This window comes from Stenotrophomonas sp. FBCC-B152 (assembly GCF_059134105.1).
This window is the reverse complement of the sequence record NZ_CP101442.1, coordinates 540,553-554,409: the sequence shown is the minus strand read 5'-3', so window position 1 is coordinate 554,409 and position 13,857 is coordinate 540,553. Positions and strand designations below refer to the sequence as shown.

The window sequence follows — 13,857 nt, the reverse complement described above, 5'->3', positions numbered from 1 at the left end:
GGCTTTCCTAATAAAATGTGCGCTCATTCTACTCTTCCGCGTGGCGCCCGCATGGCTGTATCGCCCCTGCCCCCCTCATCCGCCGACCCGGCCGCGCTGGTTGCCAGCGGCCGCCGCGTGTTCGAGATCGAGCGCGATGCCCTTGCGGCAGTAGCCGAACGCTTGGGCGAGGGGTTCAGCCAGGCCTGCCAGCTGGTGCTGGAAAGCCGCGGCCGGGTGGTCGCCACCGGCATGGGCAAGTCCGGCCATGTGGCCCGCAAGATCGCCGCCACGCTGGCCTCCACCGGCACCCCTGCGTTCTATGTGCACCCCGGTGAAGCCGGCCACGGCGACCTGGGCATGATCACCGAGGCCGACGTGGTGCTGGCCCTGTCCTATTCCGGTGAATCGGACGAAGTGCTGATGCTGCTGCCGGTGCTCAAGCGCCAGGGCAACCGGCTGATCGCCATGACCGGCCGCCCCGGCTCCTCGCTGGCGCTGGCCGCCGACGTGCACCTGGACGTAAGCGTGCCGGCGGAAGCCTGCCCGCTGGCCCTGGCCCCGACCTCCAGCACCACCGCCTCGCTGGCGATGGGCGATGCGCTGGCGGTGGCCCTGCTGGACGCGCGCGGCTTCACCGCCGACGACTTCGCCCGCTCGCACCCGGCCGGCAGCCTGGGCCGGCGCCTGCTGCTGCACATCACCGACGTGATGCACAGCGGCGAGGAGCTGCCCCAGGTAGGCGAGAACGCCAGCCTGAGCGAGGCGCTGGTGGAAATGAGCCGCAAGCGGCTGGGCATGACCGCCGTGGTCGATGCCGACCAGCGCCTGGTGGGCCTGTTCACCGACGGCGACCTGCGCCGCGCCCTGGACAGCGACCTGGACGTGCGCAGCGCGCGCATCGTCGATGTGATGACCCGCACCCCGCGTACCATCGGCGCCGACCAGCTGGCCGTGGAAGCGGCCAGGGTCATGGAAACCCAGCAGATCAACGGCCTGATCGTGGTCGATGGCGAGGGCCGCGCGGTTGGCGCCCTCAACATTCATGACCTGTTGCGGGCCCGGGTGGTTTAAACCACAGTGACACTCCTCCATTCAGCTGACCTGCGCTCCTGATGCCCTATTCCCCGCTGCCCGGTTTCCCGTCCCACCTGCATGCCGTTGCCGGCCGTATCCGGTTGGCCTGTTTCGACGTGGACGGCACACTCACCGACGGTCGGCTCTACTACGACCGTGATGGCAACGAGAGCAAGGCGTATTACGTGCAGGACGGACTTGGCCTGAAACTGCTGCAGCAGCACGGCATCCACCCCGTGCTGATCACCGCGCGCAACAGCCTGTCGGCGCAGAAGCGTGGCGCGGACCTGGGCATCGATACCCAGATCGCGGTCGGCGACAAGCTGGCCAGCGTGCGCGCCCTCTGCGACCAGCACGGCATCGGGCTGGACCAGGTGGCCTTCATGGGCGATGACCTGCCCGACCTGGCCCCGCTGTGCGCGGTAGGGCTGGCGGTGGCACCCGCCAACGCCCACCCCTGGATCGCCGAGCGCGTGCACTGGCAGACCCGCGCCGATGGCGGCCGGGGCGCCGCCCGCGAGCTGTGCGACGTGCTGCTGGCCGCGCAGGGCCACGTGGACGCGGTGCTGGCGAGGTTCGGCGCATGAGCTGGCGGACCGGACTGGGTGCCCTGCTGCTCGTCGGCGCGTTGCTGAGCGGCTGGTCGCTGCTGCGCGACCGCGACAAGGCGCCGCTGCCCGTGGGCGACGATGCCAGCAAGGATTACGTGCTGCACGATTTCCAGATCATCGCGCTGGACGAACAGGGCCATGAGTCGACCACGTTGCGCGCGCCGCTGCTGGAGCGCACCCGCAGCGATGAAACCATGACCATCCAGACCCCGCTGTTCCTGCTGCCCGACCGCGACGGCAACCACTGGGAACTGCGCAGCGACACCGGCTGGGTCAGCGCCACCGGCGACAAGCTGCGCCTGACCGGCAACGTCAGTGGCGACAGCCCGCGCGTGCCGACCATCCCGCCCACCACTTTCCGCACCGAGCAGCTGGACGTGTTCCCCAAGGAAAACCGGGCCACCTCGGACGGGCTGGTGACCCTGACCCGACCGGGCATGGTCCAGTCCGGCGTGGGTTTTGCACTCAATTCCAGCGACAAGACCTACCAGTTCCTGAGCCAGGTCAAGACGCGTTACACCCCCCGTCAATGATCCGCAGCGATACTCCCACCACGGCATTGACCGTTCCCCCGAATCCGGCAGGAAAGCCCCACGTCATGAAGATTCTCTACGCCGCTGTTTTCGCCCTCAGCCTGATGGCTCCCGCCGTCGCCGTGCAGGCGAAGAGCTCGGACCGCGACCAGGAAATGACCATCGAGTCCGGTGCGCAGTCCGGGTCGTTCCTCGGCGATGGCGTCATCAAGCTGTCCAACAGCGTGGTCATCACCCAGGGCACCCTGGAGATCCGCGCCGCCCAGGCCGACGTCCACATGAAGGACGGCGAAGCGGTGCGCGCGATTTTCACCGGCAAGCAAGCCACGCTGAAGCAGCAGCTGGATGACGGCACCTGGATGAATGCCCGCGCCGACAAGATCGACTACGACATCAAGGGCGAGATCATCACCCTGACCGGCAACTACAAGGTCGAAAGCGCGCAGGGCACCAACAGCGGCCAGCACATGATCTACAACACCCGGACCGGTGAGATGAACAGCGGCGGCGGCGGCGACAAGGGCCGCGTGCGCACGGTCATCCCGCCCAAGAACAAGGGTGCCGCCCCGGCCGCCAAGCCGGCGGCTGCCCCGGCCAAGGCCACCGTCCCCACCGCTGGGAGCAAGAAGTAATGCTCGTCGCCAAAGGCCTGCGCAAGCGCTACAAGCAGCGCGAAGTGGTCAAGGAATTCGGCTTGACCCTGGATGCCGGTGAAGTGGTCGGCCTGCTCGGCCCCAACGGCGCCGGCAAGACCACCTGCTTCTACATGATCGTCGGCCTGGTCGAGGCCGACGCCGGCAGCATCGTGCTGGACGGCAAGGACATCACCGCCGACCCCATGTACACCCGCGCCAAGCAGGGCGTGGGCTACCTGCCGCAGGAACCGTCGGTGTTCCGCAAGCTGACCGTGGCCGACAACCTGCGCCTGGTGCTGGAGCTGCGCGAGGACCTGGACAAGTCCGGCCGCGAGAAGGAGCTGAATTCGCTGCTGGACGAGCTGCAGATCAACCACGTGGCCGACCAGCTGGGCGCCAGCCTGTCCGGCGGCGAGCGCCGCCGCTGCGAAATCGCCCGTGCGCTGGCCGCCAAGCCGCGCCTGATCCTGCTCGACGAGCCGTTCGCCGGCGTCGACCCGATCTCGGTCGGCGAGATCCAGCGCATCGTCACCCACCTCAAGCAGCGTGGCATCGGGGTACTAATCACCGACCACAATGTGCGCGAAACCTTGGGAATCTGCGACCGCGCGTATATCCTCAACGAAGGCAGCGTGCTGGCGCAGGGGGCACCAGACGCGATCCTGGAAAACGCAGACGTCCGCCGCGTGTACCTTGGAGAGACCTTCAAGCTCTGACCGCCGGCCGCTGCAGCGCCTTCCCTCCGTTCGGCACAGGCATGAAAGCACGGCTGCAGACATCGCTGGGACAACAACTGGTCATGACGCCGCAGCTGCGTCAGGCCATCAAGCTGTTGCAGATGTCCAGCGCCGAACTGGAGCTGGAAATCGCCGAGGCGGTGGAAACCAACCCGCTGCTGGACTGGGCTGAAAACGCCGAACCGACGCTGGATGCCGCGCCTGACAGCGATGAGCGCCCGCCCGAAGTAGCCGAACGCGACAATGGCGGCGACAGCGATTCTGCGCCGTCCGGCGCCGATGACTGGGCGCCCGGCGAAGGCGACTGGAGCAGCGGCAGCAGCGGTGGTTCATTCGACGATGACGACAACGGCAGCGCCGCCGAGCGCGTGGCCGAGACCGAAAGCCTGGCCGACCACCTGCTGTGGCAGCTGCACCTGTCGCACCTGTCGCGGCGCGACCGCAGCATTGGCGCGGCGCTGATCGACGCGTTCGAGGACGACGGCTACCTGCGCGAGCCGCTGTCGGCCATCGCCGAAACCCTGCTCCCGGCCATTCATGCCGATGAAGCCGAGATCCTCACCGTCCTGCACCAGATCCAGCGTTTCGACCCGATCGGGGTCGGCGCACGCAGCCTGGGCGAATGCCTGCAGCTGCAGCTGGACGTGCTGGACCCGCAGACCCCCGGCCTGGCCCTGGCCCGGCGCATTGCCGACGGCCCGCTGGAGCGCCTGCCGCGCAGCGGCGTGGCCGGCATTGCCCATGAACTGCGCGAGCCGGTGGAGGCGGTGGACACCGCCGTGCAGCTGCTGCGCTCGCTGGACCCGCGCCCGGGCACCCAGATCGGCGAACTGGCCCACGACAGCTACGTGGTGCCCGACTGCGTGGTCTGGCGCCAGAACGGCAGCTGGCGGGCCGCCCTGGCCGGCCATGCCGGGCCCAAGGTGGTCATCCACCGCGGCTATGAACAGATGATCCGCCGCTGTGGCGAAAGCGACGCCGGCTACCTGCGTACCCACCTGCAGGAGGCGCGCTGGCTGCTGAAGGGGCTGGAGGCGCGCGGCGAGACCCTGCTGCGGGTCATGCGCTGCCTGCTGCAGCAACAGGCCGCCTTCCTGGAGTTCGGTGCCCAGGCCCTGCGCCCGCTGACCCTGCGCGAGGTGGCCGGGGAGCTGGGCCTGCACGAATCGACCATTTCCCGGGCCATTGCCCGCAAGTACGTGCGCACCCCGCGCGGGACCCTGGCGCTGCGCGCCTTCTTCGCCTCCGGGATCGATACCGACAGCGGCGGCGAGGCCTCCAGCACCGCCATCCAGGCCATGATCCGGCGCCTGATCGATGACGAGAACCCGCGCAAGCCGCTTTCTGACGCCAAGCTGGCTGACCTGCTCAAGACCTCGGGAATACCGGTGGCGCGCCGCACCGTGGCGAAGTATCGTGAGGCCATGAACATTTCCGCCTCGCACGAACGAGTACGCATCGCCTGACGCTCCACCGCGCCGGGCGGGAAGGTTCATTGGCACATCCGAAGAGGAGAAGCACCGATGGAAATTCAGACGTATGGCAACAACGTGGAAGTCACCCCTGCCCTGCAGAGCTATGTGAACGAGAAGGTTGGCCGGGTTGGCAAACACTTCGACCAGCACTGCCAGATCCGGGTGACGCTCAAGCTGGACAAGACCCAGCATCACGTGGACGCCGACGTGACCCTCGCCGGAAAAGCGCTGCATGCCAAGGCCGACGGCCAGACCATGTATGCCGCCATCGACATCCTGGCCGACAAGCTCGACCAGCTGGTGATCAAGCACAAGGAGAAAAAGCACCTGCATGCCCCGGTTCCGGCTCCGTTGGGTGACAATGGCGTCTGACGCCCCCGCTCCCCCTTTCCATGCCTTTGACTGATCTACTGGCGGCCGTGCGCACCCAGGTGCTGCCGGCCGCCGATCGCGACAGTGTGCTGAAGGCAGCCGCCCGGCTGCTGGCCTGCCGCGAAGCCAATGCCGAGCTGCTCTACACGAACCTGCGCGAGCGCGAGACGCTGGGCAGCACCGCCATCGGCCACGGCATCGCCATCCCCCACGGCCGCGCGCCGCTGCTGGAACGCCCCCGCGGAGCACTGCTGCGGCTGGAGACCCCGGTCGACTTCGGCGGCGATGAACCGGTGGACCTGGTATTCGCCATCGCCGTGCCCAGCCACTACACCCATCAACACCTGATGCTGCTGTCCGAGCTGGCCGAGCTGTTTTCCGAGCCGGCCATCCGCCAGGCGCTGCGCGAAGCGCGCGATGCGGCGGCCCTGCGCCAGGTCATCGAATTCCCCCCGCCGGCGAGCGCCGCATGAATACCAGCATCACCGCGCGTGAACTGTTCGAACAGCAGCGTGACCGCCTGAGCCTGCGCTGGGTGGCCGGGCAGAAGGGCGAGCGGCGCGAACTGGAGGCCGGCAACACCGTCTCGCGACGCCCATCGCTGGCCGGCTACCTCAACGCCATCTACCCCAACAAGGTGCAGATCCTGGGCACCGAAGAGCTGTCCTGGCTGGATTCGCTGGATTCGCGCCAGCGCTGGGAAACCATCGAGCGCATCATGCAGTCGCACCCGCTGGCGCTGGTGATCACCCGCAACCAGCCCTGCCCGGAAGACCTGCGTGCGGCCGCCGATGAATCGCAGACCCCGCTGTGGATCTCGCCCAAGCGCGGTCACGAACTGCTCAACCACCTGTCCTACCACCTGGCCCGGACCCTGGCCCCCCGGGTGATCCTGCATGGCGTGTTCATGGAGATCTACTCCATCGGCGTGCTGATCACCGGCGAAGCCGGTTCGGGCAAGAGCGAGCTGGCGCTGGAGCTGCTCAGCCGTGGCCACCGCCTGGTGGCCGACGACGCCCCCGAATTCACCCAGATCGCCCCGGACGTGCTCGACGGCACCTGCCCCGAACTGCTGCAGGACCTGCTGGAAGTGCGCGGGCTGGGCGTGCTCAACGTGCGCGAGATGTTCGGTGACACGGCGGTAAAGAAGAACAAGTACCTTCGGCTCATCGTGCACCTGACCAAGCCCATGACCGAACCCACCCCCCATGGTTACGAGCGCCTGACCGGCGATTCGGGCACCCGCCACGTGCTGGACCTGGACGTGCCGCTGATCACCCTGCCGGTGATGCCCGGGCGCAACCTGTCGGTGCTGACCGAGGCGGCCACCCGGCTGCACATCCTGCGCACCAAGGGCATCGACCCGGCCGCGATGTTCATCGCCCGCCACAGCAACCTGCTGGAACGCCGTACCCCATGAACGCCACCGCCGAACCCACTGCCGCCACCCTGATCATCGTCAGCGGGCTGTCCGGCTCCGGCAAGACCGTGGCGCTGAAGACCTTCGAAGACCTCGACTACTACTGCTCGGACAACCTGCCGATCAACCTGCTGCCGGACTTCGTGCGCAGCCTGCTGGCCGGGCACGATGCCGACGCCCCGCGCCGCCTGGCGGTGGGCATCGACGTGCGCGGCCAGAGCGACCTGAGCCAGCTGTCGCACTGGCGCGAAGAGGCCAAGGCTGCGGGGCTGGACGCGCAGCTGCTGTTCTTCGATGCCACCGATGAAGCCCTGCTCAAGCGCTACGCCGACACCCGCCGCCGCCACCCGCTGAGCCAGCTGGGCCTGTCACTGCCCGAAGCGATCGCGCGCGAGCGCGAACTGACCGCCCCGCTGCGCCGCGCCGCCGACGCGGTGATCGACACCACCACCCTCAACGTGCACCAGCTGCGCCGCAAAGTGGTGACCGAGTTCGCGCTGAACCACGGCAACAAGCTGTCGCTGCTGTTCGAATCGTTCGCCTACAAGCGCGGCGTGCCGGCCGAGGCCGACTTCGTGTTCGACGCCCGGGTGCTGCCCAACCCGCACTGGAACCCCGAGCTGCGGCCGATGTCGGGCCGCGAAGCGCCGGTACGCGAGTACCTGGACACCCAGCCGGACGTGCAGAAGTACGTGGACCAGCTGATCGATTTCCTCGATACCTGGCTGCCCCGCCTGGGCAACGACACCCGCAGCTACGTCACCGTGGCCTTCGGCTGCACCGGCGGCAAGCACCGCTCGGTGTACCTGGCCGAGCGCCTGGCCCGGCACGCACGCGACCAGGGCTGGCCGGAAGTGGCCACGTTCCACCGCGAACTGGATTGAGCCTGCCAAAGCATCAAAGCCAACGGACCAACGGTCCGTTGCTACCGTGGTGTATCCCCAATTCATGTTGGGATGTTAACGTTCGGCAATGACCTGTGGCATTCTCCTTGTAACGCATCCCGGCGTCGGCACGTCCCTGCTGGACGTGGCGACCCGACTCCTGCGGCACCTGCCGCTGAAGACCGAAGCTTTCGAAGTACCGTTCGACGCAGACATGGATGCCCTGCTCCCGCTCGCCTCGGCCGCCCTGCGGCGTGTGGACAGCGGTGAGGGCGTTTTGATCCTGACCGACCTGTATGGCGCCAGCCCGAGCAATCTGGCAGCGCAGCTGGCCCGCCTGGGCACCCCGGCACGCCGGGTCTCGGCGCTGAGCCTGCCGATGTTGTTGCGAGTGATGAATTATCCGGAACAGGGACTGGATCAACTGCCCGCCACTGCGGCGGCGGGCACTCGCAATGGAGCGATTGTCGACGATGCTTGAACGTGAACTCACCGTATCCAACCGCCTGGGCCTGCATGCCCGCGCCACTGCAAAGCTGGTGCAGGTGCTGGCTCCCTTCCGCTGCAACGTGACCATGATTGCGCGCGGCCGCGAGATCAACGCCAAGAGCATCATGGGCGTGATGCTGCTGGCCGCCGGCCAGGGCACTCCGGTTACCGTGCGCATCGATGGCGAGGACGAGGCCGCCGCCATGGAAGCCGTGGTGGGCCTGTTCGAGCGACGCTTCGACGAGGACAGCTGAGCATGCCGGGGCCACCGTCGCGACCGGGTTCCAGCACGCCGGCACGGACTGCGTCCGGCGCCCTGCTGCTGGCCGGCCACGGGGCCTCGCGCGGCAATGCACTCGGGCGTGCCCGGGTGCGCCTGCCGCATGCACTGGACGTGGCCGAGCAGCGCATCGCCCCGGCCCAGGTGGCCGCCGAACTGCAGCGCCTGCACCTGGCGGTGGACGCCGCCCGCGCCGAAATGCACGACCTGCGCCAGCGCCTGCAGGGCGCACTGAACCAGGAAGTGGGCGAATTCCTCGACCTGCATGCGCTGCTGCTGGACGACCCCGAACTGCTGTTTGGCCTGGATGAGCTGATCCGCAGCGGCCCGTATAGCGCCGGCTATGCGCTGCGCGTGCAGCGCGATCGCCTGGCCAAGGTCTTCGATGGCATGGACGATGCCTACCTGAAGAGCCGCATGGACGACCTGGACCATGTGATCGGGCGCATCCATGCCTTCCTGCAGAAGCGCCCGCCGGACGTGAAGGGGCTGGCCGGGGAAATCCTGGTCTGCGACAACATCGCCCCCTCCGAGCTGGCCCAGCTGCAGGCGCACGGCGTGGTCGGCATCGTCACCGCCGCCGGCAGCGCGCTCTCGCACAGCGCGATCCTGGCGCGCAGCCTGCACCTGCCGTTGATCGTCAACATTCCCAACCTGCTGCAGAAGATCTCCGACGGCGACGTGCTGGGCATCGACGGCAGCACCGGCCAGATCACCGTCAACCCGCTGCCGCCGGACCTGCGCGATTACCGCGCGCGCCTGCGCGACCAGGCCCGCGAACAGCGCGAGCTGGGCCGCCTGCGCAGCAAGCCCAGCCGCACCCGCGACAACGTCGACATCGCCCTGCTGGCCAACGCCGAATCGCGCGAAGACGTTACCGAGGCGCATGCGCTGGGCGCGCACGGACTGGGCCTGTACCGCACCGAGTTCCTGTTCCTGCAGCGCGATGAGCTGCCCGACGAACAGGAGCAGTTCGAAACCTACCGCGACGCCGCGCTCGGCATGAGCGGGCGGCCGGTGACCATCCGCACCCTGGACCTGGGCGCGGACAAGGCCGACCGCACCGGCCTGACGTTGAGCAACGAAGAGAATCCCGCGCTGGGCCTGCGCGGCGTGCGCCTGTCGCTGGCCCGGCCCAAGGTGGCCGATACCCAGCTGCGCGCGATCCTGCGCGCCTCGGCGTACGGCAAGCTGCGCATCCTGCTGCCGATGGTCAGCACCCGCGAGGAGCTGCTGGCGGTGCGCCGCCGCTTGAACAAGCAGGCCGAGCTGCTGCGCGCCGAGGGCCACGAAGTGGCCGAGCACATCCCGTTCGGGGCGATGATCGAAGTACCGGCCGCGGCGATCGCGCTGGAGAGCTTCATCGACCTGGTCGACTTCCTGTCGATCGGCACCAACGACCTGGTCCAGTACCTGCTCGCCGCCGACCGCAACAACGAAGCGGTGGGCGAGCTGTATTCGCCCCTGCACCCGGCGGTACTGCGCCTGCTGGCGCACATCCTGCGCACCGGCCGCGAACACGACGTACCGGTGGCGGTATGCGGCGAGATCGCCGGCGACCCGCGCATGACCCGCATGCTGCTGGCGCTCGGCCTGACCGAGTTCAGCCTGCACCCCGGCACGCTGCTGGAAGTGCGCCGCGCGGTGCGCGACAGCGACCTGGCCGCGCTGCAGGCCGCCGCGCCAAAACTGCTGGCCGCGCGCGACCGGCGCGGTATCGAACGTTGGATCGACAGCAATCAATAACCATCTGTCATCCATCCAAGCGATAATGACGCGGTGACCACCCCCTCTGCCGCATCCTGTCCGGCATAGCGGCCTTTTTTCTTTCTGCCGCGGGAGCTGTGCATGGCCGAAGCCGTACGCCACGACAAGACGGCGCGCCAGTTGCGACTGTTGTCCGATGCACTGGACAGCGGGCGGCTGGGTCCGGTGCGCCGGCTGGTCAATACGCTGGCGCCGGCCGAGATCGGCAACCTGCTGGAATCGCTGCCGCCGGGCAAGCGCGAAGTGGTGTGGGGGCTGGTCGACCCGGAAGACGATGGCGAGGTGCTGGTCCACGTCGGCGAGGAAGTGCGCGAAAGCCTGCTGGCCGACATGGACCCGGACGAAATCATCGCCGCGGTCGAAGACCTGGACATCGATGACCTGGCCGACCTGGTCGAAGACCTGCCCGACACGGTCATCGACGAAGTGCTCAAGTCGATGGACCGCGAGAACCGCGAGCGGCTCGAGCAGGTCCTGTCCTATCCCGAGGACAGCGCCGGCCGCCTGATGAACCCGGACGTGGTGACCGTGCGCGCCGACGTCAACGTCGACGTGGTGCTGCGCTACCTGCGCCTGCGCGGCGAACTGCCCGACCACACCGACCACCTGTTCGTGGTCAGCCGCCGCCACCAGTACCTGGGCCGGCTGTCGCTGGCCTCGCTGGTGACCCATGAGGACAGCACCCCGATCAACCGGCTGATCGACGACGAGCAGCCGGCCATCGACGTGGGCGAGAGCGCCGACGAAGTGGCCCGGCAGTTCTCCGACCATGACTGGGTGTCCGCACCGGTGGTGGACGACAACAACATCCTGCTCGGCCGCATCACCATCGATGACGTGGTGGACATCATCCGTTCGCAGGCCGAGCACCAGGCCTTGGGCGCGGCCGGCCTGGACGAAGAGGAAGACCTCTTCTCCCCGATCAAGCGCGCCGTACGCGGCCGCGTGGTGTGGCTGGGCATCAACCTGTGCACCGCGTTCCTGGCGGCCACGGTGATCGGCCAGTTCGAGCTGACCCTGCAGAAGGTGGTGGCGTTGGCGGTGCTGATGCCGATCGTGGCCGGCGTCGGCGGCAACGCGGCGGTGCAGGTGCTGACCCTGATGGTGCGCGGCATCGCGCTCGGCCAGGTCGGCCAGAGCAACGCGCGCATCCTGCTGTGGAAGGAATCGCGGGTGGCGCTGATCAACGGCACCCTGATCGGCACCGTGGTGGGCATCATCGCCTACCTGTGGTTCCACAGTTTCCTGCTGTCGCTGGTGATCACCCTGGCGTTGATCATCAACTTCTGTGCCGCGGCGCTGGCCGGCGTGCTGCTGCCGCTGCTGCTCAAGCGCATGAACGTGGACCCGGCCGTGGCCGGCACCGTGGTGGTCACCGCGGTCACCGACGTCATGGGCTTCTTCAGCTTCCTGGGCCTGGCCACCCTGATCCTGCTGCACTGACCGGTTTCCCGACATGGCCCTGACCCTCGACAACTACTTCGCCGCCGGCTGGCGCGACCAGAACCACACCTGCCCCGCCTGCGAATGGCAGGGCAGCGCGCGCCAGATGAGCATGGAGCTGCACGAAGACGAGGCCGAGTTCGACTGCCCGGTGTGCGAGAACCCGATCCTGCTGGTGCTGCACCCCAGCCTGGCCCAGGTGCAGGCCGCCGCCGCCGAGGGCCACCCCGAGGCGATCGAACAGCTGGATATCCTGGCCTCGGTACCGCGCCCGGACTGATGCACTGCAAGATGCCCACCGGCGGTGTGCCGCCTAGACTGGAAACGATTCCAGTGAAGGACAGGCCATGGCACGGCGAACGGGTGGTTGGTGGTGGGTGGTACTGGCGATGCTGGCGGTGAGCGGCATCGCGTCGGCGCGTACATCGGACAGCGGGCAGTTCGTCAGACGCACGGTCACGGTGGACGGGCGCGAATCGCGCTACCAGGTGTTCGTGCCGCGCGATGCACAGGCCCAGCGGGGTTCACTGCCGGTGGTGTTGTTCCTGCACGGTTCGGGTGAGCGCGGCAGTGACGGCCGCCAGCAGACCCACGCCGGCGTGGGGCCTTACCTGCGTGACCATGCGCGCGACTTTCCGGCGCTGGTGGTGTTGCCGCAGGCGCCGGACGAGCAGGAATGGTCGGGCATCAACAACCGCATCGCGCTGGCCGCGCTGGATGCCACCCTCGCCGAGTTCGGCGCCGATCCCGCGCGCCAGTACCTGACCGGCATGTCGATGGGCGGTTACGGCAGCTGGAACATCGCGCTGGAACACCCGGACCGGTTTGCCGCCATCGTGCCGGTGTGCGGCGCGGTGCTGGCGCCGCACGCGGTGCGGGCGTCATTGTTCGTGGAGTCCGTGGCGAACGAAGCCGACCCGTACGCCGCCATCGCCGAGCGCCTCAAGGCCACGCCGATCTGGATGTTCCATGGGGCACTGGATGATGTGGTGCTGCCCGAGGACGACAGAAAACTGAAGGCCGCGTTCGATGCCGCCGGCGCCCGCGACGTGCGCTACACCGAATACCCGCAGGGCAACCACAACGCCTGGGACGCGACCTACGCGGACGCGGCTATGTGGGAATGGCTGTTCGCGCAACGACGGTGATCACACTACGCGACGACCATAGGTCGTCGCGTACCGCCGGGGATCACCCCAACAACGTTTCCAGCACCGCCATGCGCACGGCCACGCCGTTGGCGACCTGGCGCAGCACCCACGACTGCGGGCCGTCGGCCACTTCGTCGGTGACTTCGACGCCGCGGTTGATCGGGCCCGGGTGCAGCACGGCGGCATCCTGGCCGGCGCGCTTCAGGCGCGCCGCGTTCAACCCGTATTCGGCGTGATACTGCTCGATCGAGGGCACCAGGCCTTCTTCCATGCGCTCGCGCTGCAGGCGCAGCATCATCAGCGCATCGGCGCCTTCCAGCATCTGGTCGAAATCCTGGCCGACGATGCAGCCCTTCAGCGTGTCATCGTCCGGCAGCAGCGACTGCGGGCCGCATACGCGGATCTCGCCCACGCCCAGCGTGCGCAGGGCATGCAGGTCGGTGCGGGCCACGCGCGAGTGCTTCACGTCGCCGACGATCACCACCTTCATCTTCGAAAAATCACCGCCCTTGGCCTGGCGCAGGGTCAGCATGTCCAGCAGGCCCTGGGTCGGGTGTGCGCTGCGGCCGTCGCCGGCGTTGATCAGTGCGGTGCCCTCGCCCGCCGCAGCGGCCAGCTCGGCCACGGCGCCGTCATCCGGGTGGCGCACCACGAAGCCCCGCACGCCCATCGCCTCCAGGTTCTTCAACGTGTCGCAGGCGGTTTCGCCCTTGCGCGTGGACGAGGTGGAGGCATCGAAGTTCAGCACATCCGCGCCCAGCCGCTGCGCGGCCAGCTGGAACGAACTGCGGGTGCGGGTGGAGGGTTCGAAGAACAGCGTGCACACCGCCGAACCGCCCAGCACGTGGCGCTTGTTGCCGACCCGGCCGACCGCCGCATCGCGGATCTGGCCGGCGCGGTCGAGCAGCTGCAGCAGGGTTTCGCGGGGCAGACCTTCCAGGGTCAGCAGGTGGCGCAGGCGTCCGTCGGAATCGAGTTGCGAGGCGGTCATGGGCAGGGTCTGG

General features: G+C 68.2%; 17 protein-coding genes. 16 read left to right on the top strand and 1 reads right to left on the bottom strand.

Going from position 1 to position 13,857, the window contains the following annotated elements:
* Positions 1 to 51: 51 nt before the first annotated feature.
* From NMB40_RS02715 to NMB40_RS02640, 16 genes are all read left to right on the top strand, one after another.
* Positions 52 to 1,053 (top strand): KpsF/GutQ family sugar-phosphate isomerase, encoded by a 1,002-nt coding sequence (locus tag NMB40_RS02715; RefSeq protein ID WP_494360054.1) that lies wholly within the window; start codon positions 52 to 54, stop codon positions 1,051 to 1,053.
* Positions 1,054 to 1,094: 41 nt separating this feature from the next.
* Positions 1,095 to 1,643, top strand: coding sequence for a KdsC family phosphatase (locus NMB40_RS02710; protein ID WP_214900630.1), 549 nt, complete (start codon positions 1,095 to 1,097; stop codon positions 1,641 to 1,643).
* A complete protein-coding gene (gene lptC / locus NMB40_RS02705; protein ID WP_494360053.1) occupies positions 1,640 to 2,200 on the top strand; it encodes an LPS export ABC transporter periplasmic protein LptC in 561 nt (186 codons plus the stop codon). The genes NMB40_RS02710 and lptC overlap by 4 nt, the downstream gene beginning before the upstream one ends.
* 65 nt (positions 2,201 to 2,265) lie before the next feature.
* Positions 2,266 to 2,832 carry a lipopolysaccharide transport periplasmic protein LptA gene (gene lptA / locus NMB40_RS02700; protein ID WP_494360052.1) on the top strand — a complete coding sequence of 189 codons (567 nt, stop codon included), beginning with the start codon at positions 2,266 to 2,268 and terminating at the stop codon, positions 2,830 to 2,832.
* Positions 2,832 to 3,551, top strand: a complete 720-nt coding sequence (gene lptB, locus NMB40_RS02695; RefSeq protein ID WP_494360051.1) for an LPS export ABC transporter ATP-binding protein — start codon at positions 2,832 to 2,834, stop codon at positions 3,549 to 3,551. Before lptA ends, lptB begins: the two co-directional genes overlap by 1 nt.
* A gap of 41 nt (positions 3,552 to 3,592) precedes the next feature.
* On the top strand, positions 3,593 to 5,038 hold the full coding sequence (locus tag NMB40_RS02690) for an RNA polymerase factor sigma-54 (protein ID WP_494360050.1): 1,446 nt from the start codon (positions 3,593 to 3,595) through the stop codon (positions 5,036 to 5,038).
* Between the two features lie 57 nt (positions 5,039 to 5,095).
* Positions 5,096 to 5,419, top strand: a complete 324-nt coding sequence (gene hpf, locus NMB40_RS02685) for a ribosome hibernation-promoting factor, HPF/YfiA family (RefSeq protein WP_282246205.1) — start codon at positions 5,096 to 5,098, stop codon at positions 5,417 to 5,419.
* 20 nt (positions 5,420 to 5,439) lie between these two features.
* Complete coding sequence (locus tag NMB40_RS02680) at positions 5,440 to 5,892, top strand: PTS sugar transporter subunit IIA (RefSeq protein WP_282246203.1); 453 nt, start codon at positions 5,440 to 5,442, stop codon at positions 5,890 to 5,892.
* Positions 5,889 to 6,839 carry an HPr(Ser) kinase/phosphatase gene (hprK, locus tag NMB40_RS02675; protein WP_068849794.1) on the top strand — a complete coding sequence of 317 codons (951 nt, stop codon included), beginning with the start codon at positions 5,889 to 5,891 and terminating at the stop codon, positions 6,837 to 6,839. Before NMB40_RS02680 ends, hprK begins: the two co-directional genes overlap by 4 nt.
* Entirely contained in the window at positions 6,836 to 7,723 is an 888-nt protein-coding gene (gene rapZ / locus NMB40_RS02670; protein ID WP_494360049.1) for an RNase adapter RapZ, read from the top strand. The genes hprK and rapZ overlap by 4 nt, the downstream gene beginning before the upstream one ends.
* Positions 7,724 to 7,811: 88 nt before the next feature.
* Positions 7,812 to 8,204, top strand: a complete 393-nt coding sequence (locus NMB40_RS02665) for a PTS sugar transporter subunit IIA (RefSeq protein WP_068849788.1) — start codon at positions 7,812 to 7,814, stop codon at positions 8,202 to 8,204.
* The gene (locus tag NMB40_RS02660) at positions 8,197 to 8,466 is read left to right on the top strand and encodes an HPr family phosphocarrier protein (protein ID WP_282246197.1); all 270 of its coding nucleotides are present in this window, start codon (positions 8,197 to 8,199) and stop codon (positions 8,464 to 8,466) included. The genes NMB40_RS02665 and NMB40_RS02660 overlap by 8 nt, the downstream gene beginning before the upstream one ends.
* Before the next feature lie 2 nt (positions 8,467 to 8,468).
* The gene (gene ptsP, locus NMB40_RS02655; protein ID WP_494360048.1) at positions 8,469 to 10,238 is read left to right on the top strand and encodes a phosphoenolpyruvate--protein phosphotransferase; all 1,770 of its coding nucleotides are present in this window, start codon (positions 8,469 to 8,471) and stop codon (positions 10,236 to 10,238) included.
* A 102-nt stretch (positions 10,239 to 10,340) separates the two neighbouring features.
* The gene (gene mgtE / locus NMB40_RS02650) at positions 10,341 to 11,702 is read left to right on the top strand and encodes a magnesium transporter (protein WP_068849782.1); all 1,362 of its coding nucleotides are present in this window, start codon (positions 10,341 to 10,343) and stop codon (positions 11,700 to 11,702) included.
* Positions 11,703 to 11,715: 13 nt separating this feature from the next.
* Positions 11,716 to 11,982, top strand: coding sequence for a hypothetical protein (locus tag NMB40_RS02645; protein ID WP_494360047.1), 267 nt, complete (start codon positions 11,716 to 11,718; stop codon positions 11,980 to 11,982).
* Between the two features lie 67 nt (positions 11,983 to 12,049).
* The gene (locus NMB40_RS02640; protein WP_494360046.1) at positions 12,050 to 12,850 is read left to right on the top strand and encodes a carboxylesterase family protein; all 801 of its coding nucleotides are present in this window, start codon (positions 12,050 to 12,052) and stop codon (positions 12,848 to 12,850) included.
* A gap of 43 nt (positions 12,851 to 12,893) precedes the next feature.
* Here NMB40_RS02640 and NMB40_RS02635 read toward each other — a convergent pair whose 3' ends face one another.
* A complete protein-coding gene (locus tag NMB40_RS02635) occupies positions 12,894 to 13,844 on the bottom strand; it encodes an aspartate carbamoyltransferase catalytic subunit (RefSeq protein ID WP_282248347.1) in 951 nt (316 codons plus the stop codon).
* Positions 13,845 to 13,857 lie beyond the last annotated feature (13 nt).